The following is an 18,861-nucleotide window of genomic DNA, read 5'->3' on the forward strand; positions in this document are numbered from 1 at the left end:
CCTCCACCCTCCCAAACGAATCACGATTCGATTAGGAGACACGCCCTAGTCCCGTGACGCGATCAGCGCCGCGATCACCGGTACCGGGTGGAGCAGGCGCCAGCCGAGGCCGGGATCGCTGATCGCGCGGTCGAGCACGAGCGGCGACGAGACCGGTTTTCCCGCGGCGTCGGTGGAGACGCGCCCGACGACCTTGCCGGCGCGCCCGGTGGAGAACGCGTCGAGCTTCACGGCCGCGCCGTCTGAACTCGCGCTCTGCCAGGTGACCTGGGTCTTCGCGGTGCGCACCACTCCGGATGCCGTGTCGCCCCAGATCGATTCGAAGCGGACGTAGGCGTCGCCCTTGGCCAGGAGGGGCAGCTCGCCGATCCCGGCCTGTGCGCTCTCCATCAGGGCGGTCAGGTCGCTCGTCAGCGTGTCGTAGTCGGGTTCGCCGACGAACGCACCGGCGAACGTGAAGCTGGAATCGCCCGCTTCGACCTGGGCGGTGAACAGGAAGCAGACGCCGGCGGCATCCGTGTAGCTGCGCGAAATGCCGGTGATGCCCAGCTCGGGCAGATACGCCGTCGTGTTGTCCACCCCGCGCCGGCCGGCGAGCGATGACGCCGGGGCGGCGATGATCTCAGCGATGATCGGATCGGCCGCGGCGATCGCGGCCAGGCGGGCCAGGTCGGTGGCGGTCCCGGCGGTGGCGGAGTCCAGGCCGGTCGCGTCGGCCATGTGCGTGGCGCCCAGGCCGTTCTTCGTCAGCCAGGCGTTCGCGGCGTCCAGGTATTCCGGCACCGAGCCGTACGCCCACCGGGCCAGGGTGTCGGCGTGATTGTTGCTGGAGCCCAGGACCAGCGACTGCAGCAGCTCCCGCTCGGTCCAGCTCTCACCGGGAAAGACGGCGACGGTCCTGGCATAGGACGCGCTGTAGTCGATGTAGTCCTGGTAGTCCGCGGCGGAGATGGTCAGCTTCGGTCCGGCATCTCCCGCGCCCAGCGGTTTGGCGTCGAGCACGACGAGCGCGGTGACGATTTTGGCCACCGAGGCCATCGGGAGCGCGTCCGTCTTGCCGCCGAACCCGATGGGTTCCCTGGCGGGCGTGGAATCGACGACCTCCGAGCCCGCGGCCGCCGTGCCGATGGCCGTGACCGCGCTCGCACCGGCGGCCGGCAGCCGCGGAGGTGCGGGCTCTGCCGCCGCCGCGGGTGTCGACAGGGTCGCCTTGACCGCGGGAAGCGGCCCCAGCAGGGTCGCCGGTCCGTAGACGCCGACGGCCAGGATCACCAGCGTGCCGGCTGTGACACCAATGAAGCGGCCGGGCCGGAATCTACTCATGCGCTCAGGCTAACCCGGGGGAAGTCAACCCCAGCCGAGCTCGTGCAGCCTGTCGTCATCTATCCCGAAGAAGTGCGCGATCTCGTGCACGAGGGTCACGTGCACCTGGTCGCGCAGTTCGTCGAGGTCGGCGCAGAGGTCGAGCAGCGGTTCGCGGTAGATGACGATCCGGTCGGGCATTTCGCCGAAGCCGTACTGCCCACGTTCGGTCAGCGACACTCCGTCGTACAGTCCCAGCGTGTCCAGCGTGCCGTTCTCCGGGCGGTCTTCGACCACGAAGACGACATTCTCGAGCCCGTCGAGCATGTCGTCGGGCAGCAGGTCGAGCTCGTCGATGACGAGACGCTCGAATTCCTCCGGGGTGAGCTGCGGCATCCGTTCAGCATCCCACAGCGCGGTCAGTCGCCCTTCACGTTGATGAGCTGGCGGAGCGTGTGCCGAACCTCCACCAGGTCGGCGGAGTCCTGCATCACTCGATCAATCGGCTTGTAGGCCTGGGGGATCTCGTCGATGAATTCCGCCGTGTCGCGGAACTCGATGCCGGCCATCGCCTCACGCAGTTGGCTGAACGTGAACGTCTTGCGAGCGGCGGTGCGGGAGTACTCCCGGCCGGCCCCGTGCGGTGACGAATTCAGCGAGAGCGGGTTGCCTTTGCCGACGACAACGTACGAGGCGGTCCCCATCGAACCCGGAATCAGCCCCGGCTTGCCCGGGCTCGCGTCGATCGCGCCCTTCCGAGTCAGCCACACGTCCTTGCCGAAGTGATGTTCCCGCTCGGTGAAGTTGTGGTGGCAATTGATGCGCTCCTGCTCGAGGGACGGCACGCCGGTCCACCTCTCGAACTGCAGGACGACGCGATCCATCATCTCCTCTCGGTTCAACAGCGCGAAGTGCTGCGCCCAGCGCATCTCGGCGATGTACCGGTCGAACTCCGGCGTGCCCTCGACCAGGTACGCGAGGTCCGGGTGGGGAAGCCTGATCGAATGCGCGGATGCGTAGCGCCGGGCGATCTCAATGTGGTGCAGTGCCAGCTTGTTGCCCACACCACGCGAACCGGAGTGCAGGAACAGCCAGACGCGGTCGTGCTCGTCGAGGCTGACTTCGATGAAGTGATTCCCGCTGCCGAGGGTGCCCAATTGAAGCCGCCAGTTCGGTGAGTAGGCCGCCGGATCGAAATGCGCCTCGGTCGCCGCTCGTTCGAGTGTGCGGCACCTGGCCGCGGCAGACGGGGTCAGGACATCGTTGTAGTGGCCGGCCGAGAGGGGGATCGCACGTTCGATGGCCTCGCGCAGGGGGCGGCGGTCAGCGGGGAGGTCACCAGCGCCGAGCTGCGTGCGGACCGCAATCATCCCGCAGCCGATGTCCACGCCCACAGCGGCCGGGATGATGGCGCCGATCGTGGGGATGACCGATCCGACGGTCGCGCCCTTGCCCGGATGCGCGTCGGGCATCAGGGCGAGATGGGGAAAGATGAACGAAAGCGAGGCCGTCGTGATCGCCTGCTCGCGCGTGACCGGGTCAAGGATCGACGCCCAATTCAGCAGCTTCGGGTTGATTTCTTCCATGCCGGCATCTCTCGTCCGGAGGCAGCATACGCCTCCCACGACGGGGATGCCCGGTGGACGAGCAATCTATTGGGGTGAGTAACGGGGCTTGAACCCGCGACCTCCTGGACCACAACCAGGCGCTCTACCAGCTGAGCTATACCCACCATGTGTGCTCACATCGCAAACGACGTAGGCAACTCAAGAATTCTATTACACCTTCGGACCAAAGTTGGACACGGCCTGCGCGGAATGCACTTTCGCCTCGACGCTCGTGGGCCCGGGGTCGGCCACGAAGACGCTCTGGCGGTAATAGGCGAGTTCCCGAATGGATTCGAGGATGTCGGCGAGGGCGCGGTGGCCGCCGTCTTTCGCGGGCGCGTTGAAGTAGGCGCGCGGGTACCAGCGGCGGGCCAGTTCCTTGATCGACGATACGTCGACGTTGCGGTAGTGCAGCTGCTTGTCGAGGCGCGGCATGTACCTCGTGAGGAAGGCGCGGTCGGTGCCGATCGAGTTGCCGGCGAGCGGTGCCTTCTGCTCTGCGGGAATGAACTGGAGGATGTATTCGAGCACCTGGAACTCGGCCTCGGCGACGCTGACCCCGTTCGGGATCTCGTTGATCAGGCCCGACGACGTGTGCATGTCGCGGACGAAGTCGCCCATGTTCGCCAGGGCCGACGCATCCGGCTTGATCACGATGTCGAGGCCCGGGCCGATGAGGTTCAGGTCGAAGTCCGTGATCACGACCGCGATTTCCACCAGCTCGTCGTTGTCGAGGTCGAGACCAGTCATTTCACAGTCAATCCATACCAACCGGTCACCGCTAATTGTCATGGGATGAGTCTACCGGTGGGCGCCGACAGGCCCCGCGCGGGCGCCGGGGCGGGTGCGGGAGGTCGCGCGTGCCCGCCTCCGTAGACTGGGTGCGATGCCAACGACACTTGCGGTTCTCCTGATCATCAATGCGGCCTGGGCCTTCATCGTCTGGCCGCAGTTCTTCCGACGGGTGCGGCGCGACGAACGCGCCCGCGACGCGGCCGGCAGGCCGACCAGATTCCTGGTCGTCCACGCCGTGCTGATAGGCATCTCCCTGCTGCTGGCGGTCGTCTCCGTCGTCGTCGCGACGATCTTCCTGATCACGGGCTGACCGACCATGGAACTGATCTTCTTCTCCTCCGCATTCTGTGAGCCGTGCATGCAGACCCGGGCGGTGCTGGCCGAGGCGGCCCGGCTGGTTCCCCTGGCGACCGTGCGGGAACTGGATGTGGCCAGGGACGTCGCCGAGGCCGAGGCAGAGGGCATCCGCACCACGCCGACCGTGATCGTGAAGAACGCCGCCGGAACCGAGGTGTTCCGCGCCGTCGGCGTGCCGACGCTCGCCCAGGTGCTCGTCGCCGCCGCGAAGGCGCTCTGACCTTTCTCATCTTCCGCCCTGTCACCTTCCGCCGGCCCGTCGTGGCGCGGGACGGGCCGAGTCTCCGCCTGCGGTATCGTTGAACCGCGTTTCCCGCCCCCGTAGCTCAGTGGATAGAGCAGCGGCCTTCTAATCCGCTTGTCGTAGGTTCGATTCCTACCGGGGGCACCATCCAGCAAGACCTGTGGGAGGGTCGGTCATGGCATATCCGCTGATCACCGAACGGCTCAGCATCGCGCCCCTGGCCGGCGCCGACGCCGCGGCCTTCGCCCGGTACCGGCAGGAACCGGGCGTTGCCCTGTACCAGTCCTGGTCGGCCGATTTCTCCGAGGCCGCCGCCCTGAGCATCGTCGCCGGTCAGCCGGCGGGCGATCTGCCGGGCCCCGGGCAGTGGCTCCAACTCGGCGTGCACTTCCGGAACGGCGGGCGGCTGCTCGGCGATGTTGCCGTGCACCGCCTCTCCGAGCAGCCCGACACGTTCGAGCTGGGGGTGACCTTTGCGGGCGAGCACCAGGGCCGGGGTTACGCGACCGAATCCATGCTGGCCCTGCTCGGCTTTCTCTTCGACGTGCACGGCGCGCACCGGGTGCTCGCGCACTGCGATGCCCGAAACGGTGCGGTGGCCGCCGTGCTGCGGAAGGCCGGCCTGCAGCAGGAGTCCAGGCAGGTCGAGGCCGACTGGTTCAAGGGGGAGTGGACGACGCTCGACACGTACGCGCTTCTCGGGCGGGAGTGGCCGCGGGGAGCCGCGCGCGGCTGAGGGCGCGAAGGTGCTGGACCCGGGCGCCGCGTCCGCCTTGATAGATTCGGTTCATGCGAGAACTTCAGGCGCGAATCATCGCCGAACTGCACGTGACCCCCACCATCGACCCGGCCGCCGAAGTCAGCCGCCGGATCGGATTCCTCAAGGACTACCTGCTGCGCACGGGGGCGAAGGGGCTGGTGCTGGGCATCAGCGGCGGCCAGGATTCATCCCTGGCCGGACGCCTCTGCCAGTTGGCGGTCGACGAACTCGGCGCCGAAGGTCATCCGGCGTCGTTCACGGCCGTGCGCCTGCCCTACGCGGTGCAGCGGGACGAGGCTGATGCCCGGTTGGCGCTGGACTTCATCCGCCCGCAGACGGTGCTCACCTTCAACATCGAACGCGCGGTCGACGGTTTCGAAGCGGAGTTCCACCACAGCACCGGCGAGGACCTGACCGACTTCAACAAGGGAAACGTCAAGGCGCGTGCACGGATGATCGCCCAGTACGCCCTCGCCGGGGCGCGGGGCCTCCTGGTCGTGGGGACCGACCACGCGGCGGAGGCCGTCACCGGGTTCTTCACGAAGTACGGAGACGGCGGAACGGACATCCTGCCACTGGCCGGCCTGACCAAGCGGCAGGGGCGTTCGCTCCTCGTCGCCCTCGGGGCGCCGGAGCGGCTCTACCTGAAGCCGCCGACGGCAGACCTGCTCGACGACCAGCCCGGCCAGACCGACGAAGCCAACCTGGGCCTGCGGTACGAAGACATCGACGACTACCTCGAGGGGAAATCCGTCGACCAGGGCGTCGCGGACGCCCTGGAGACGAGGTTCCTCAGCACCGAACACAAACGGAACGTTCCCGCCTCGCCGTTCGACGCGTGGTGGCGCTGAGCCGGCGGTTCTACGGCTGGGGGGGAGTCGAGACGGGCCCGGTGGGAACGTAAGGATCCGCCGAACGGACGTCAAGCGCCTCGACGTCGTCGAGCAGCTGCTGGGTCTCCGTCGACGGTGTCGCCGGCGTGTAGCCGAGCGGCGCGTAGCTGATCGGTGCGCGGCTGACCTGGGAAGTGCCGGCCGGGGCAGTGCCGGTCTGGGAAGTGCCGGCCTGGCCATCGGCGGACTGCGCGGCCTCCATCTGCCGGACGTCTCCCTGCGCAGCACTGCGCCCCGCCGCGTTCGCGTACACCGCGTCGTCCTCGTAGTCCTGGCTGACCGGTCGTGCGTTGACGGTCGAATCGGCCTGCGTCGTGGCCGGTTCGAACTGCCGGGGCGTCGACGCGGATTCGGTTTCCAGCCGGGTGAAGTCGTCATGGTGCTGCTGGGCAACCCAGGCGTCTCGTTCGGCGAGGAGGCTCTTCTCTGAGCTCGTGTCCTGGAGCTTCCAGCGATCGAGGTCGCCCTGGAAGATCTTCCGGGCCCGTGACGGCTTGTTCTGCCAGTCGACCAGGCGGTCGCGGAACTCTGCGACGGCGGGCTCGAGCTGGTAGCCGAACGTGGCCGAGGTCCGCTTGAGGTCGGCCAGCTGGTGGGCGGCCCAATTCGCGGCGATGCCGGCTCCGCGGATCGGCAGCAGACGCAGCTGGATGTCCGCGTGTCCGACGGCGCGGTCGGACATGACCTGCTCCTGCGCGGTCAGCGAGTTCCAGACGGAGGCATCGGCGGCCGCATCGACGAGCGTGCTGATGACCGCGGCTTTGAGTTCGCGATCGCGCTGGTCGAGCAGGCCCCTGACCGCTCCACGGGAGATCCATGCCGCCAGCACGCTGGCGACGATGAGGGCAACGACGAGCACGACAGCACCGAAGATGACGGGCTGGTTGCTGATGGCCGTGAGCCAGGATACGAAGTTATTCCACCATTCCATGAGCCGAATGTACCGGGCCCGCGTGGCGTTCTGCGGGAAGGGCGGCGGCGTGCCCCGAACTGGTGCCAGGCGAATGCGGGATCAACGGAAGCAGTCCGCCGCGTCGTCGATCCGCCAGAACTCCCCCAGGTGGATGCTGCGGGCTGCCTGCACGATGCGGCGCGCGGCGAAACGTTCCCCGCGGGCATCCGCTCGGCGTTCGATGTGGCCGAGGACGGCGCCCGACCGGCCGGTCACCCGCCACAGCCCGTCTTTGACCGGGACGAGGCTGGGGCCGCGGGTTGCGGTTGTCGTGATCATGGAATCCTCCGAACTTTCAGCCGGCCGCTGGGGTTTTCCTCAGGTTAGGCTCGGCCACCGACATTCGTCCGCGCTTCAGTCGGGCGGGCCCTTCGCGAGCGCGAGATCCTGGCTCGCCAGGTCCAGGTCCACTGCCTTGTTGGACCGCGCCGTTTGCGCGACGACGATGCCGATCAGCACGAGCACGGCTCCCGCCGCCTGCACGCCGGTGAGCGACTCACCCAGCCACAGGAAGGCGAACGCGAACGCAAAAATGACCTCGGATGCCGAGACCACGCCTGCGGCGGTGGCGTTCAGCCTGCCGAGTGCCATATAGGAGAGCAGATACGGCGCGAAGGATCCGAACACGCCGTTCCAGAGCAGAATGCCCCAGAGCGGGAAGGACACCGAACCCATGTTGCCGCCGAGGGACGTCTGCTGGGTGAGGATCGCCGGGTCGATCTGCCACCAGGCGCTGAACAGGAGCCAGAAGGCGCTGGCGAACAGCATCGACCAGAACGCCACCGCCAGTGGGGAGGTCGTGGCGACCTGGCGCTCGCCGACCAGGAAGTACACGGCCAGGCAGATCGCCGCCAGTATCCCCGCCACGACGCCGGGTGCCGACAGCCTGCTCGCCCACACCTCGGCGACGATGGCCATTCCGATCAGCACGAAGACGATGGCCACCCAGATCCGCGATTTCACCTTCTCCTTGAAGACGAAACGAACCACGAGGGCGATGAGCAGCACCCCGGAGTACTCGAGCATGAGTGCGATCCCCACGGGCAGCAGGCTGATCGCCACGGCGTAGAACCACTGGATCAGGGCGACGCCCGCGACACCGAGGAGAGCCATCACGGCCAACTGGCTGCGGTCGATGCGGAACGCCGCGCGGTTCGTGGCGAGCAGCAGTACGCCGGCGAGCAGCGCGATGATGGTGACCCGGGCGAAGGTGAGCTGCGCGGGGGAGAGCCCGGCCTCGACGATGACCTTGGTGGTGCTTCCGTTCAGCCCGAAGAGGAGCGATGCGACCAGCGCGAAGAGGTAGCCCACCCCGCTAACCGACGGATGTGCCGTGCACGGCGTGTGGTTCGATGGCTGCGATCTCGTCTTCGCTCAGCGCCGGGGCCTCCAATGCGGCGACGTTCTGCTCCAGCTGCGCAACGCTGCTCGCGCCGATGAGTACCGAGGTCACGGACGGCTGCCGCAGGATCCAGGTCAGGGCCAGCTGCGCGAGGGTCTGGTGGCGTGCGGCGGCAATTCCGTTGAGCGCACGCACCCGGCCGAGGTACGTGTCGGACAGGGCCGACTCCGACAGGAATCCGCTGTTGGCGATGCGGGAACCCGCCGGCACCCGGCCGTCGAGGTACCGGTCGGTCAGGAGCCCCTGCGCCAGCGGGGAGAAGACGATGCTGCCGACGCCGAGTTCGTCGAGGACCGGGAACAGCCCGTCCTCGATGTGACGGTCGAACATGGAGTAGCGCGGCTGGTGGATGAGCAACGGCACGTTGTGCTCGGCCAGGGCGGCCGCGGCCGCGCGGGTCTGCTCGGGGTCGTAGCTCGAGATCCCCGCGTACAGGGCCTTCCCCTGCTGCACGGCGGTGGCCAGGGCGCCCATCGTCTCCTCGATCGGGGTGTTCGGATCCGGCCGGTGCGAGTAGAAGATGTCGACGTAGTCCAGACCCATCCGGCCGAGGCTCGCGTCGAGGGACGAGAGCATGTACTTGCGGGAGCCCCATTCGCCGTACGGGCCCGGCCACATGTCGTACCCGGCCTTGCTGGAGATGATCATTTCGTCCCGGTAGGGCCGGAAGTCCTCGGCGAAGATCCGGCCGAAGTTGGTCTCGGCGGCGCCGGGGGGCGGACCGTAGTTGTTGGCCAGGTCGAAGTGGGTGACTCCGAGGTCGAAGGCGCGGCGCAGGATGGCCCGCTGGGTGTCGATCGGGCGCTCGTGGCCGAAGTTGTGCCAGAGGCCGAGGGACACGGCGGGGAGCTTGAGGCCGCTCCGACCGGTGTGACGGTAGTCCATGGCGGCGTAGCGGTCATCAGCGGCAACAAAGGTCATGGAGTTACTCTAGAGGCGTGCAAACTTTCGTAGTAGCAGGTGGATGTTTCTGGTGTCTCGACGCCGTGTATCGGGTTTTGCGTGGGGTGAGTGACGTCGTCTCCGGGTACACCGGCGGTGAGGTCCCGAACCCGAGTTACGAGTCGGTGTGCACCGGCCGCACCGGGCATGCCGAGGCCATCGCGGTGACGTTCGACCCCGAGGTCATCCCGGCCGAGGTGATCCTGGACGTGTTCTTCACCCTCCACGACCCGACCCAGCTGAACCGGCAGGGCGCCGACGTCGGCACCCAGTACCGGTCGGCGATGTTCTACGCGGACGACGAGCAGAAGCAGCTCTTCGATACGGCGCGCGAGCGAGCCAACGGCTGGTGGGACGGCGGCATCGTCACCACGATCGAGCCGCTCGGCGAGTATTTCGTCGCCGAGGACTACCACCAGGACTTCTTTGCGAAGAACCCGGGCCAGGGCTACTGCATGGCCGTTGCCCTGCCGAAGGTGAACAAGATCCGCAAGTCGTACTCGCAGTACATCGTCGCGTAGCGATCCGCGGCTCGTCGTCCTGGGCCGGCTGGTTCTCCACAGCCTGCCGGTTCGGTGGAATTGCCCGGATGCCGGGCGGTCGCTCCCGCGCGCCCTCGAGGCGAGCACACTCGTCGTACGCGGCCCGGGTGTGACAAAACTGGCACGAGTGGTTGTTCCCGGGTCGCGCGCACGGGGCGTCCGCCCTGCGCAGGCGTTCGTGCAGCTGCTCGCGCAGCTGGTCGTGCAGGGAGGCACATCATGACGAGCGACACCATGACCCTGACGGGAATCGTGGCGACGACGCCGCGGCACCTGGTCACGAGTTCCGGTTTGGCCATCACGTCTTTCCGTCTGGCGTCCGGGCAGCGCCGGTTCGACCGCAAACGCAACGCCTGGGTGGATGCCGACCCGAATTGGTACACCGTTTCGTCCTTCCGGCAGCTGGCGCACAATGTCGTGGCGTCGGTCAGGAAAGGTCAACATGTGGTGGTGACCGGCAGGCTGCGCGTGCGCGACTGGGAGAATGCGGATCGAAACGGAACATCGGTCGAGCTCGAGGCGGACGCGATCGGCCATGACCTCACCTGGTGCACGACGGCGTACGTGCGCAGTGCGCCTGCGGCCGCGCCGGCGCCGCGGCCTGCGATGGAACAGGAGGACCCGGAGCTGGACGCCTCGGAGCAGGGGGGTTCGGAGCAGGGGGGCTCGGACCAGGGCGCCGCGGAGCAGGCAGAGCCCGGCTCCTTTGCTCCCCGCGGGGCGCCGAGCCTCGCGACCCTAGACTCGTAGGGTTGGCCGCGTCGCGGCCGCAGGAGGGCGACGCGTGCCGGGTACAGCAGGAACGAATCCGACGAGCGGTGGTCGCCACTCCACCATCGGCGCCGCAGCACTGACCGCAGCGCTGATGGCCCTCGGCCTCGCGGCGTGCTCGGCAGATTCGCCGCCACCCACCCGGACGAGCTGGGCCGGCCCGAGTGCCGCTCCAGGCACAGCCCCGCCCCCCGCGGCCGAGCCGGTCCCGGATCCGACCCTGGCACCCCGGCTGAGCGCATCCGAGAACCTCGACTACTTCGACTTCATCGCCGCCGGGGTGCTCCGGACCGATCCGGCGGCCGGCGGAAGGGCCTTCATCGACGGCCTCGTCGCCGGCGGCTTCGACAAGAAGACGATGGAAGTCACCTTCGACCGCACCCAGGCCGACCTCGCCGCGGACTCCGTCCAGTTCTCCGTGCGGGTCAACGACGAGTGCCTGATCGGGCAGAACGGGCCGGCGACCGGGGGCTACCACAGCATGGTCGCGGACGTGCTCGGCTCAGGCACGTGTCTCGTGGGCGGCACGCGGCAAATAGACTGGTAGATATGGCCGAATTTATTTACACGATGGTCCGAGCGCGCAAAGCGGTTGGCGACAAGCTCATTCTCGACGACGTCACGATGTCGTTCTTCCCCGGCGCCAAAATCGGCATCGTGGGGCCGAACGGCGCGGGTAAGTCAACGATCCTCAAGATCATGGCCGGGCTCGACACCCCGAGCAACGGCGAGGCCAAGCTCAGCCCCGGCTACACCGTGGGCATCCTGATGCAGGAGCCCGAACTCGACGAGACCAAGACGGTCCTCGAGAACGTGCAGGAGGGCGTCGGCCCGATCAAGGCCAAGGTCGACCGTTTCAACGAGATCAGCCTCGCGCTGGCCGAACCCGACGCCGATTTCGATTCCCTGCTCGCCGAGATGGGGACGCTCCAGGAGGCGATCGACGCCGCCGACGCCTGGGACCTCGACTCCCAACTCGAACAGGCCATGGACGCCCTGCGCACGCCGCCGGGCGACCTGTCCGTTGTGGATCTCTCCGGTGGAGAGAAGCGCCGGGTGGCGCTGACCAAACTCCTCCTCCAGAAGCCGGACCTGCTGCTCCTCGACGAACCCACTAACCACCTCGACGCCGAGAGCGTGCTCTGGCTCGAGCAGCACCTGGCCCAGTACGCCGGCGCCGTGCTCGCCGTCACCCACGACCGGTACTTCCTCGACCACGTCGCCGAGTGGATCGCCGAAGTCGACCGCGGCCACCTGTACCCGTACGAGGGCAACTACTCGACCTACCTCGAGAAGAAGCAGGAACGTCTGCTCATCGCCGGCAAGAAGGACGCCAAGATGGCCAAGCGTCTCGCCGACGAGCTCGACTGGGTGCGCTCCAACGCCAAGGGCCGCCAGGCCAAATCGAAGGCGCGCCTGGCGCGCTACGAGGAGATGGCCGCCGCCGCCGAGAGCACCCGCAAGCTCGACTTCGAAGAGATTCAGATCCCGGTCGGACCGCGCCTCGGCGCCCAGGTCATCGACGCGAAGAAGATCAAGAAGGGCTTCGGCGACCGCGTCCTCATCGAGGACCTCTCCTTCACCCTGCCGCGCAACGGCATCGTCGGCATCATCGGCCCCAACGGTGTGGGTAAGACCACCCTGTTCAAGACGATCGTCGGACTCGAGCCGCTCGACGAAGGAGAACTCAAGATCGGCGAGACGGTCACCATGTCCTACGTCGACCAGAGCCGCACCGGTATCGACCCGAACAAGACGCTCTGGGAGGTCGTCTCCGACGGCCAGGATTACATCCAGGTCGGCAAGACCGAGATCCCGTCGCGTGCCTACGTCTCCACGTTCGGGTTCAAGGGACCCGACCAGCAGAAGAAAGCCGGCGTGCTCTCCGGTGGTGAGCGCAACCGCCTCAACCTCGCCCTCACCCTCAAGCAGGGCGGCAACCTGCTGCTGCTCGACGAGCCCACCAACGACCTGGACGTCGAAACCCTCGGCTCGCTCGAGAACGCGCTGCTCGAGTTCCCCGGCTGCGCCGTGGTCATCACTCACGACCGGTGGTTCCTCGACCGCATTGCCACGCACATCCTGTCCTACGAGGGCACCGACGAGGACCCGGCGAACTGGTACTGGTTCGAGGGCAACTTCGAGTCGTACGAGCAGAACAAGATCGAGCGACTCGGCCCGGATGCCGCGAAGCCGCACCGGTCCGCCTACCGCAAGCTCACCCGCGACTAGGAGCATCCGGATGAAGCTGCACGTCCCGATCTCGCTGCGCTGGTCCGACCTTGACGCGTACGGCCACGTCAACAACGCGGAGATGCTGCGCCTGCTCGAAGAGGCGCGCATCCAGGCGTTCTGGGTGACCGACGAGACGGGCGGCTCGATGCTCGGGGCGAGCACCGCGGTGCTCGACGGCAAGCCGGGGGCGGCGACGCTCACCCTCATCGCCCGGCAGGAGATCGAGTATCTCGCGCCGGTGCCGTACATGAGGCAGCCGCTGGACGTGCGTCTCTGGCTGGGCAAGCTCGGCGGGGCGAGCCTCGAGGTCTGCTACGAGGTGTGGAGCCCGGCCGGCCTCGAACCCGCGCTCCTGTACACGCGGGCGAGCACCACGATCGTGCTGGTGGATGCCGTGAGCGAGCGCCCGCGCAAGATCAACGACGTCGAACGGGCGGCCTGGACGCCGTACCTCGACGAGGCCATCGCGTTCACGCGGCGTTGACGAGGTAGCGGCTTTCCCCCGGGGGTGTCGGCCGGCTAGCCGGCCAGCACCGAATCCCCGTCGATCGTGACGGTGACTTTGTCGAGCGGCCGGGGCGCAGGGCCGCCCAGCACCTCGCCGGTCGTGGCGTCGAACCGTGATCCGTGGCAGGGGCAATCGAACTCGTCGGCCTTCGGGGCGACTATGCAGCCCTGGTGCGTGCAGACGGCGCTGAAGGCGACGACCTCGCCTGCGGTCGGCTGGGTGAGGAGGATCGGTTTCTTGTCCAGGGTGACCGCGATCGAGCCGCCCACCGGGATGTCCGCCAGTTTGGCGATCTCGACCGGCGTTCCGGTTCCCTTCGATGACGTGTCGGGGGACCCGGGCTGCGCGCATCCGGCCAGGGCGACAGCAGCCGTGCCGGCGCCTCCGATCAGGATGACGGTGCGGCGTGAGACATCCGGTGCGTGCGGCATGCTGGTTCCTTCCGGGATTTCGACCACGACCAGACTGGCACGTCTGCGCGCCGCGGCGCTACGCTCGCCGGCCGGGGCCGTCAGTCAACCTTCTTCGGCAGGCGGACCATCCCCTCCTGGGCGACGGTCGCCAGGAGGATGCCGTCCCGGCTGTAGATGCTGCCCGTGGACAGGCCCCGGCCGCCCTGCGCGGTCGGGGAATCCTGCAGGTAGAGCAGCCATTCGTCGACGCGGCCGAACCGGTGCCACCACATCGCGTGGTCCAGGCTCGCCACCTTGAGGCCGGGGGTGGCCCAGGGCAGGCCGTGGCGGCGCAGCACGGGCTCCATGATCGAGTAGTCGCTGGCATAGGCGAGGGCGGCGCGGTGCAGGTCAGGGTCGTCCGGCATCGGGCCGAGGGACTTCATCCACACGCCCTGCCGCCCGGTGCGCGCGCCATCCACCGTGAGGTAGATCGGCGAGGGAATGTGGCGCATGTCGAAGGGGCGCTCATTGGCCCAGTACCTGGCCACCGAGTGGTCGAGGTGGCCCAGGGTCTCCTCGGCCGACGGCAGGGACTCGGGGGCCGGGATGTCCGTCGGCATCTCGATCTGGTGCTCGAGACCGTCGTCCGCGTCCTGGAAAGAAGCGATCATCGACAGGATCGGCAGTCCGTCCTGGTAGCACTGCGTGCGCCGGGTCGAGAACGAGCGGCCGTCGTGGATCCGCTCGACCGAGAAGGTGATCGGCTGGGCCACGTCCCCCGGCCGCAGGAAGTACCCGTGCATGGAATGCACGTGGCGGTCGTCCGGCACGGTGCGCATGGCCGCGACGAGGGACTGGGCGAGCACCTGTCCGCCGAAAACGCGTCCGTGCGGCATCCACTGGGAGACGCCCGTGAAGATGTCCTCGCTGGTGCGGGCACCCGTGTCGGTGAGATCCAGGGCGGCCAGGAGACCTTCCATCGGCGTGTTCATGGCTTCTCCTCGGTGCTTGCTTGCGTGCTGGCTTGCGTGCTGGTTTCGGTGCTGCCCAGGAACCCGGCGTGAGCCCCGTCGTATCTTGGTAGTTTAGAAGCAGATGAGCCAGTCATTTTCCCTCACAGACTCCCTGTCCCTCGCCGACCTCCAGGTCTACCTCTCCCGCGCCGGTCGCGTGGAGGACGGAGCAGTCCGCCTGATTTCCGCCGCCGGCGTGCTCGCCGTGTACACCGCGATCCTCTATCCGCGCGGCCTGCTTGACTCGAGCCCCACCGTGCTGGGCCTGCGCACCTTCGCCCTGACGGAACCGGTCGAACTCGACGCCGTCGTCCCGGTGCGGTCGTTGCTGGACCGGGTCGCCCGCCTCACCGGGGCCGTCGTCGACCCGGGCGCCCCGGTCGCCGTCACGGTGCCGCTGGAGGTGAGCACGGTCACCTGGGCCGGGATCTCGCCGCCCCGCGGCGGCTGGCAGTCGCAGGGCGAGGCGGATGCCGCCCTCCTGGAGAACGCCGCTCGTGCCGGAATCGACGAGGTCGCGGCGTCCATCCCGACCGGAACCGGCGAACAGATCGTGCAGCGCGTGCGCTCCGAGGTCTGGGGCCGCCCGGTCGAGGGACTCGAATTCGTGCCCAGCGGCGCCGCATTCGCCGCCTACAGCCTCGGCTTTCTCGCTCCGGACGAGCCGGTCGCGCTGTTCGAGACCGGCCCCTGGACCCGGCTGAGCACAAGCCGCGGCCACATCCTCGTGCGCCGCAAGCCCTGGACCCTCAAGGCCTAGTCCCGCGAAACCGCAGTTGTGCGCCTTAAAACGCCCGTTTAGCGCGCACAACTGCGGTTTCGCGGGGAATGTTAGGGCGGGGTCAGAGGGCGGCGGCGACCGCGCGGCCGGCGGTGCGTGCGGAGAACAGGCAGCCGCCGAGGAACGTGCCCTCGAGCGACCGGTAACCGTGCATCCCGCCGCCGCCGAAGCCGCTGGCCTCGCCCGCGGCATAGAGGCCGGGAACCGGGCGCCCGTTCCAGCCGAGCGCGCGCGCGGACAGGTCGGTCTCAATACCGCCCAGGCTCTTGCGGGTGAGGATGTGCAGCTTGACCGCGATCAGCGGCCCGTTTTGCGGGTCGAGCAGCTTGTGCGGCGTCGCCACCCGGATGAGCTTGTCGCCGCGATAGTGGCGGGCCTGCCGGATCGCGTTGATCTGGGCATCCTTGGCGAAGTCGTTGTCGAGTTGTCGGTCCCGGGCGACGATCTCCTGTTCGATCCGGGCGAAGTCCAGCGGGATGTCGGGGGAGAGCTTCTGCATTCCGGCCATGAGCTCGAAGAGCGTGTCGGCGACGACGAAGTCGACGCCCTTCTGCTTGAACGCCTCGACCGGCCCGGGCGCACCCGGGCTCACCCTCTGCGCGAGCAGCCTGAGGTCTTTGCCGGTCAGGTCGGGATTCTGCTCGCTGCCCGAGAGGGCGAATTCCTTCTCGATGATCTTCTGGGTGAGCACGAACCAGCTGTGCTCGTAGCCGGTCTTCAGGATGTGCTCCAGGGTGCCCAGCGTGTCGAACCCGGGAAACAGCGGCGCCGGCAGCCGGGCGCCGGTCGCGTCGAGCCAGAGCGACGACGGCCCCGGCAGAATACGGATGCCGTGGGCGGCCCACACGGGATCCCAATTGGTGATCCCCTCCGGATAGTGCCACATCCGGTCGCCGTTGATCAGCCGGGCCCCGCCCTGTTCGGCGATGCCGAGCATCCGCCCGTCGACATGCGCAGGGACGCCGGACAACAGGTGCTCGGGTGGTTCGCCCATGCGCTCCGGCCACTGCGCGCGCACGAGGTCGTGGTTGCCGCCGATGCCTCCGCTGGTGACGATCACGGCCGAGGCGCGCAGGTCGAAGTCGCCGACGGCATCCCGTGAGCTGGCCACCCCGCGTGCCGCGGAGCTGGCCGCCAGGCGGGTGCCCCGCACGCCGACCACCGAGCCGGCCCGGACGATCAGCGCGTCGACGCGGTGGCGGTGCAGGGCGCTCACGAGCCCGGCCTGGACCCCGGCGCGCACGGCCCGGATGAAGGGTTCGAGGATGCCGGGACCGGTACCCCAGACGATGTGGAACCGGGGCACCGAGTTGCCGTGTTCGAGCGCCGTGTAACCGCCCCGTTCGGCCCAGCCGACCACCGGAAAGAACCCGATGCCCTTCTCGCGGAGCCAGGCCCGCTTCTCGCCGGCGGCGAAGTTCAGATACGCCTCGGCCCAACGCCTCGGCCAGTGGTCTTCCTCCCGGTCGAACCCGGCGCTGCCGAACCAGTCCTGCCGGGCGAGCTCGAGGGAGTCCTTCACTCCCATGCGGCGCTGTTCGGGCGTGTCGACCAGGAACAGCCCGCCGAATGACCACCAGGCCTGGCCGCCGAGGGAGGCGGCCGGTTCCTGCTCCACGAGGAGGACCTTCTTGCCGGCCTGGGCCAGTTCGGCCGTCGCGACGAGGCCGGCGATCCCGGCTCCCACGACGATGACATCGGCTTCGGTCGCGGGTGCGCTCATCGTGACTCCCCTGTCAGGGTGCGGCGGATCCGCGCGCCCGGGTTAGTCCTCGAAGGTGTTGACCATGGCGTGCGCCGCACGATCCAAATAGTCCCACAGTGTTTCGCGCTGCAGGGGCGGCAGGCCGACGGAGTCGACGGCTTCGCGCATGTGCAGCAGCCAGCGGTCGCGGGCATCCGGATTGACCTTGAACGGCTGGTGCCGCTGGCGAAGGCGCGGGTGCCCGCGCTGTTCGCTGTAGGTGCCGGGGCCGCCCCAGTACTGCTCGAGGAACATGGTGAGGCGTTCGATTGCGCCGCTGAGGTCTTCCTCGGGGTACATCGGCTTCAGCACGGGGTCACCGGCCACCCCTCGGTAGAACTCGGTGACGAGTTTTTCGAAGAACGGGCGTCCGCCGACCTGTTCGTAGAACGACGGGCCAATCGCGGCGCCGTTCTCACCGTCGCGAAGGTGGACTGCGGCCGGGGTTACCGGGGTGGGGTCAAGCGTCATCGCGAATCTCCGGATCTGGGGTTGTCTGCACCTGGGGCACGGCCTGGGGCACGGTCGGCGGCACGGGCTCTGACGCGGGCTGTGACCCGGCCTTGGGCTTGCGGGGGGCCCTGGGCGCCCGGGACTTCCTGGCCGGGGCGGGCGGCTCGCCGCCATCCGTGAGCACGTCGGGGACCTGAGCCGCGGCTTCTTCCGCGGCGTCGAGCGAGGGAGTGATGCCGGAGCCGTCGGCCGCGCCATCCGCCCCGGTCATCACGACGCTGTTCAGCGGGGTGAGCGAGACGCCCATCCCATCGAGCGCCTTCTTCATGTGCAGGCGGAGGTCGCGGGCGAAGTCCCACTTGGCGGATACGCGTGTCTTGACGGCCAGGCGGGTCACAAGGGCCTCCGCGGTGATCGACTCGAGGCCCCAGATTTCGGGCTTCTCCAGGATGATGCCGCGCCACTTGCGGCTGGAGGCGAGCGCGGTGGCGACGCGCAGCAGTTCGGCCTGCACGGCCTCGACGTTGGAGCTGTAGGGGATGGCGAGGTCGATGATGACCCGGGCCCAGCCCTGCGACATGTTGCCCACCCGCAGGATCTCGCCGTTGCGCACGAACCAGAGGGTGCCGTCGACGTCGCGCACCTGGGTGATGCGGATGCCGACGTTCTCGACGACGCCGGAGGCGAAGCCCACGTCGACGATGTCGCCGACGCCGATCTGGTCCTCCACAACCATGAACAGGCCGTTCAGAATGTCCTTGACGATGTTCTGCGCGCCGAAACCGAGGCCGGCGCCGAGGGCCGCCGTCAGCAGGGCGAATGAGCCGAGGATGTCCGTGTTGACGACGTTGACGATGAGCAGCACCGTCACGATCAGCAGGGTCACGTTGAGGATGTTCGTGAGCACCGAACCGAGGGTGCGGGTGCGTTGCACCACGCGCACGGCGGCCAGCGGCGACACGTTCAGGGCCTGCGTGTCGTCGACCTTCTGCGTCCTCTTCACGCCGGAGACGATCTGCTGGACGACGCGCTGGATGACGAAGTGAAGCACCCAGCGAAGGAGCAGCGCGATGATGATGATCGCGGTGATGTGGAAGATCTTCAGCCACAGGTAGACGGTGAAGAAGTCGGTCAATTCGGCCCAGATGGAGTCCCAGTTCATATT

Annotated in this window: 23 protein-coding genes and 2 tRNA genes; 11 read left to right on the forward strand and 14 right to left on the reverse strand. The window is 68.1% G+C overall.

Annotated features, from left to right (window positions below):
• Positions 1–45 precede the first annotated feature (45 nt).
• The 5 genes from BLQ39_RS10105 to orn form a co-directional block, all read right to left on the reverse strand.
• Complete coding sequence (locus tag BLQ39_RS10105) at positions 46–1,323, reverse strand: D-alanyl-D-alanine carboxypeptidase family protein (protein ID WP_092323722.1); 1,278 nt, start codon at positions 1,321–1,323, stop codon at positions 46–48.
• A gap of 24 nt (positions 1,324–1,347) precedes the next feature.
• A complete protein-coding gene (locus BLQ39_RS10110) occupies positions 1,348–1,698 on the reverse strand; it encodes a metallopeptidase family protein (RefSeq protein WP_092323723.1) in 351 nt (116 codons plus the stop codon).
• A gap of 23 nt (positions 1,699–1,721) precedes the next feature.
• Positions 1,722–2,888, reverse strand: a complete 1,167-nt coding sequence (locus tag BLQ39_RS10115) for an RtcB family protein (protein WP_092323725.1) — start codon at positions 2,886–2,888, stop codon at positions 1,722–1,724.
• A gap of 70 nt (positions 2,889–2,958) precedes the next feature.
• Positions 2,959–3,034, reverse strand: a tRNA-His gene (locus tag BLQ39_RS10120).
• A 46-nt stretch (positions 3,035–3,080) separates the two neighbouring features.
• Positions 3,081–3,701, reverse strand: a complete 621-nt coding sequence (gene orn, locus BLQ39_RS10125; RefSeq protein ID WP_092323726.1) for an oligoribonuclease — start codon at positions 3,699–3,701, stop codon at positions 3,081–3,083.
• 94 nt (positions 3,702–3,795) lie between these two features.
• Here orn and BLQ39_RS10130 point away from each other — a divergent pair, with 94 nt between their 5' ends.
• The 5 genes from BLQ39_RS10130 (at position 3,796) to nadE (ending at position 5,916) form a co-directional block, all read left to right on the forward strand.
• A complete protein-coding gene (locus BLQ39_RS10130) occupies positions 3,796–4,014 on the forward strand; it encodes an SCO4848 family membrane protein (protein ID WP_092323728.1) in 219 nt (72 codons plus the stop codon).
• A gap of 6 nt (positions 4,015–4,020) precedes the next feature.
• Complete coding sequence (locus BLQ39_RS10135) at positions 4,021–4,281, forward strand: YbbN family protein (RefSeq protein ID WP_092323729.1); 261 nt, start codon at positions 4,021–4,023, stop codon at positions 4,279–4,281.
• Positions 4,282–4,376: 95 nt separating this feature from the next.
• A tRNA-Arg gene (locus BLQ39_RS10140) sits at positions 4,377–4,452 on the forward strand.
• Between the two features lie 28 nt (positions 4,453–4,480).
• Entirely contained in the window at positions 4,481–5,041 is a 561-nt protein-coding gene (locus BLQ39_RS10145) for a GNAT family N-acetyltransferase (protein ID WP_092323731.1), read from the forward strand.
• Positions 5,042–5,094: 53 nt separating this feature from the next.
• Positions 5,095–5,916, forward strand: coding sequence for an NAD(+) synthase (gene nadE, locus BLQ39_RS10150; protein WP_092323732.1), 822 nt, complete (start codon positions 5,095–5,097; stop codon positions 5,914–5,916).
• 10 nt (positions 5,917–5,926) lie between these two features.
• Here nadE and BLQ39_RS10155 read toward each other — a convergent pair whose 3' ends face one another.
• The 4 genes from BLQ39_RS10155 to mgrA form a co-directional block, all read right to left on the reverse strand.
• A complete protein-coding gene (locus BLQ39_RS10155; RefSeq protein WP_092323734.1) occupies positions 5,927–6,889 on the reverse strand; it encodes a hypothetical protein in 963 nt (320 codons plus the stop codon).
• Between the two features lie 81 nt (positions 6,890–6,970).
• Positions 6,971–7,189 carry a hypothetical protein gene (locus BLQ39_RS10160; protein WP_092323735.1) on the reverse strand — a complete coding sequence of 73 codons (219 nt, stop codon included), beginning with the start codon at positions 7,187–7,189 and terminating at the stop codon, positions 6,971–6,973.
• Between the two features lie 75 nt (positions 7,190–7,264).
• The gene (locus BLQ39_RS10165) at positions 7,265–8,221 is read right to left on the reverse strand and encodes a DMT family transporter (protein WP_092323737.1); all 957 of its coding nucleotides are present in this window, start codon (positions 8,219–8,221) and stop codon (positions 7,265–7,267) included.
• Positions 8,222–8,225: 4 nt separating this feature from the next.
• Positions 8,226–9,233, reverse strand: coding sequence for an L-glyceraldehyde 3-phosphate reductase (gene mgrA / locus BLQ39_RS10170; RefSeq protein ID WP_092323738.1), 1,008 nt, complete (start codon positions 9,231–9,233; stop codon positions 8,226–8,228).
• A gap of 17 nt (positions 9,234–9,250) precedes the next feature.
• Between mgrA and msrA the strand changes: the two genes are divergently transcribed.
• The 5 genes from msrA (at position 9,251) to BLQ39_RS10195 (ending at position 13,286) form a co-directional block, all read left to right on the forward strand.
• Entirely contained in the window at positions 9,251–9,775 is a 525-nt protein-coding gene (msrA, locus tag BLQ39_RS10175; protein WP_092323740.1) for a peptide-methionine (S)-S-oxide reductase MsrA, read from the forward strand.
• A gap of 240 nt (positions 9,776–10,015) precedes the next feature.
• Complete coding sequence (locus BLQ39_RS10180; RefSeq protein ID WP_092323741.1) at positions 10,016–10,546, forward strand: single-stranded DNA-binding protein; 531 nt, start codon at positions 10,016–10,018, stop codon at positions 10,544–10,546.
• 34 nt (positions 10,547–10,580) lie between these two features.
• The gene (locus BLQ39_RS10185) at positions 10,581–11,114 is read left to right on the forward strand and encodes a DUF6993 domain-containing protein (protein WP_092323743.1); all 534 of its coding nucleotides are present in this window, start codon (positions 10,581–10,583) and stop codon (positions 11,112–11,114) included.
• A gap of 2 nt (positions 11,115–11,116) precedes the next feature.
• On the forward strand, positions 11,117–12,799 hold the full coding sequence (ettA, locus tag BLQ39_RS10190; RefSeq protein WP_092323744.1) for an energy-dependent translational throttle protein EttA: 1,683 nt from the start codon (positions 11,117–11,119) through the stop codon (positions 12,797–12,799).
• Between the two features lie 10 nt (positions 12,800–12,809).
• The gene (locus BLQ39_RS10195) at positions 12,810–13,286 is read left to right on the forward strand and encodes an acyl-CoA thioesterase (RefSeq protein WP_092323745.1); all 477 of its coding nucleotides are present in this window, start codon (positions 12,810–12,812) and stop codon (positions 13,284–13,286) included.
• A gap of 35 nt (positions 13,287–13,321) precedes the next feature.
• Here the strand turns inward: BLQ39_RS10195 and BLQ39_RS10200 are convergent, their stop codons facing one another.
• Both BLQ39_RS10200 and BLQ39_RS10205 read right to left on the reverse strand, forming a co-directional pair.
• Entirely contained in the window at positions 13,322–13,741 is a 420-nt protein-coding gene (locus tag BLQ39_RS10200) for a QcrA and Rieske domain-containing protein (RefSeq protein WP_092323846.1), read from the reverse strand.
• Between the two features lie 80 nt (positions 13,742–13,821).
• Positions 13,822–14,697, reverse strand: coding sequence for an acyl-CoA thioesterase (locus tag BLQ39_RS10205; RefSeq protein WP_241982856.1), 876 nt, complete (start codon positions 14,695–14,697; stop codon positions 13,822–13,824).
• Positions 14,698–14,800: 103 nt separating this feature from the next.
• Between BLQ39_RS10205 and BLQ39_RS10210 the strand changes: the two genes are divergently transcribed.
• Positions 14,801–15,478 carry a DUF8185 domain-containing protein gene (locus BLQ39_RS10210; protein WP_092323747.1) on the forward strand — a complete coding sequence of 226 codons (678 nt, stop codon included), beginning with the start codon at positions 14,801–14,803 and terminating at the stop codon, positions 15,476–15,478.
• Between the two features lie 82 nt (positions 15,479–15,560).
• Here BLQ39_RS10210 and BLQ39_RS10215 read toward each other — a convergent pair whose 3' ends face one another.
• Genes BLQ39_RS10215 through BLQ39_RS10225 form a run of 3 tightly spaced genes read right to left on the reverse strand, consistent with a single transcriptional unit; the run spans position 15,561 to position 18,858 of the window.
• The gene (locus BLQ39_RS10215; protein WP_092323748.1) at positions 15,561–17,222 is read right to left on the reverse strand and encodes an FAD-binding dehydrogenase; all 1,662 of its coding nucleotides are present in this window, start codon (positions 17,220–17,222) and stop codon (positions 15,561–15,563) included.
• A gap of 42 nt (positions 17,223–17,264) precedes the next feature.
• On the reverse strand, positions 17,265–17,714 hold the full coding sequence (locus BLQ39_RS10220) for a globin (RefSeq protein ID WP_092323750.1): 450 nt from the start codon (positions 17,712–17,714) through the stop codon (positions 17,265–17,267).
• Positions 17,704–18,858, reverse strand: a complete 1,155-nt coding sequence (locus tag BLQ39_RS10225; protein ID WP_092323751.1) for a mechanosensitive ion channel family protein — start codon at positions 18,856–18,858, stop codon at positions 17,704–17,706. Before BLQ39_RS10225 ends, BLQ39_RS10220 begins: the two co-directional genes overlap by 11 nt.
• Positions 18,859–18,861: the final 3 nt, after the last annotated feature.

Origin of the sequence: Cryobacterium psychrotolerans, from assembly GCF_900101115.1 — a bacterium.
Classification (GTDB): Bacteria; Actinomycetota; Actinomycetes; order Actinomycetales; family Microbacteriaceae; genus Cryobacterium; species Cryobacterium psychrotolerans.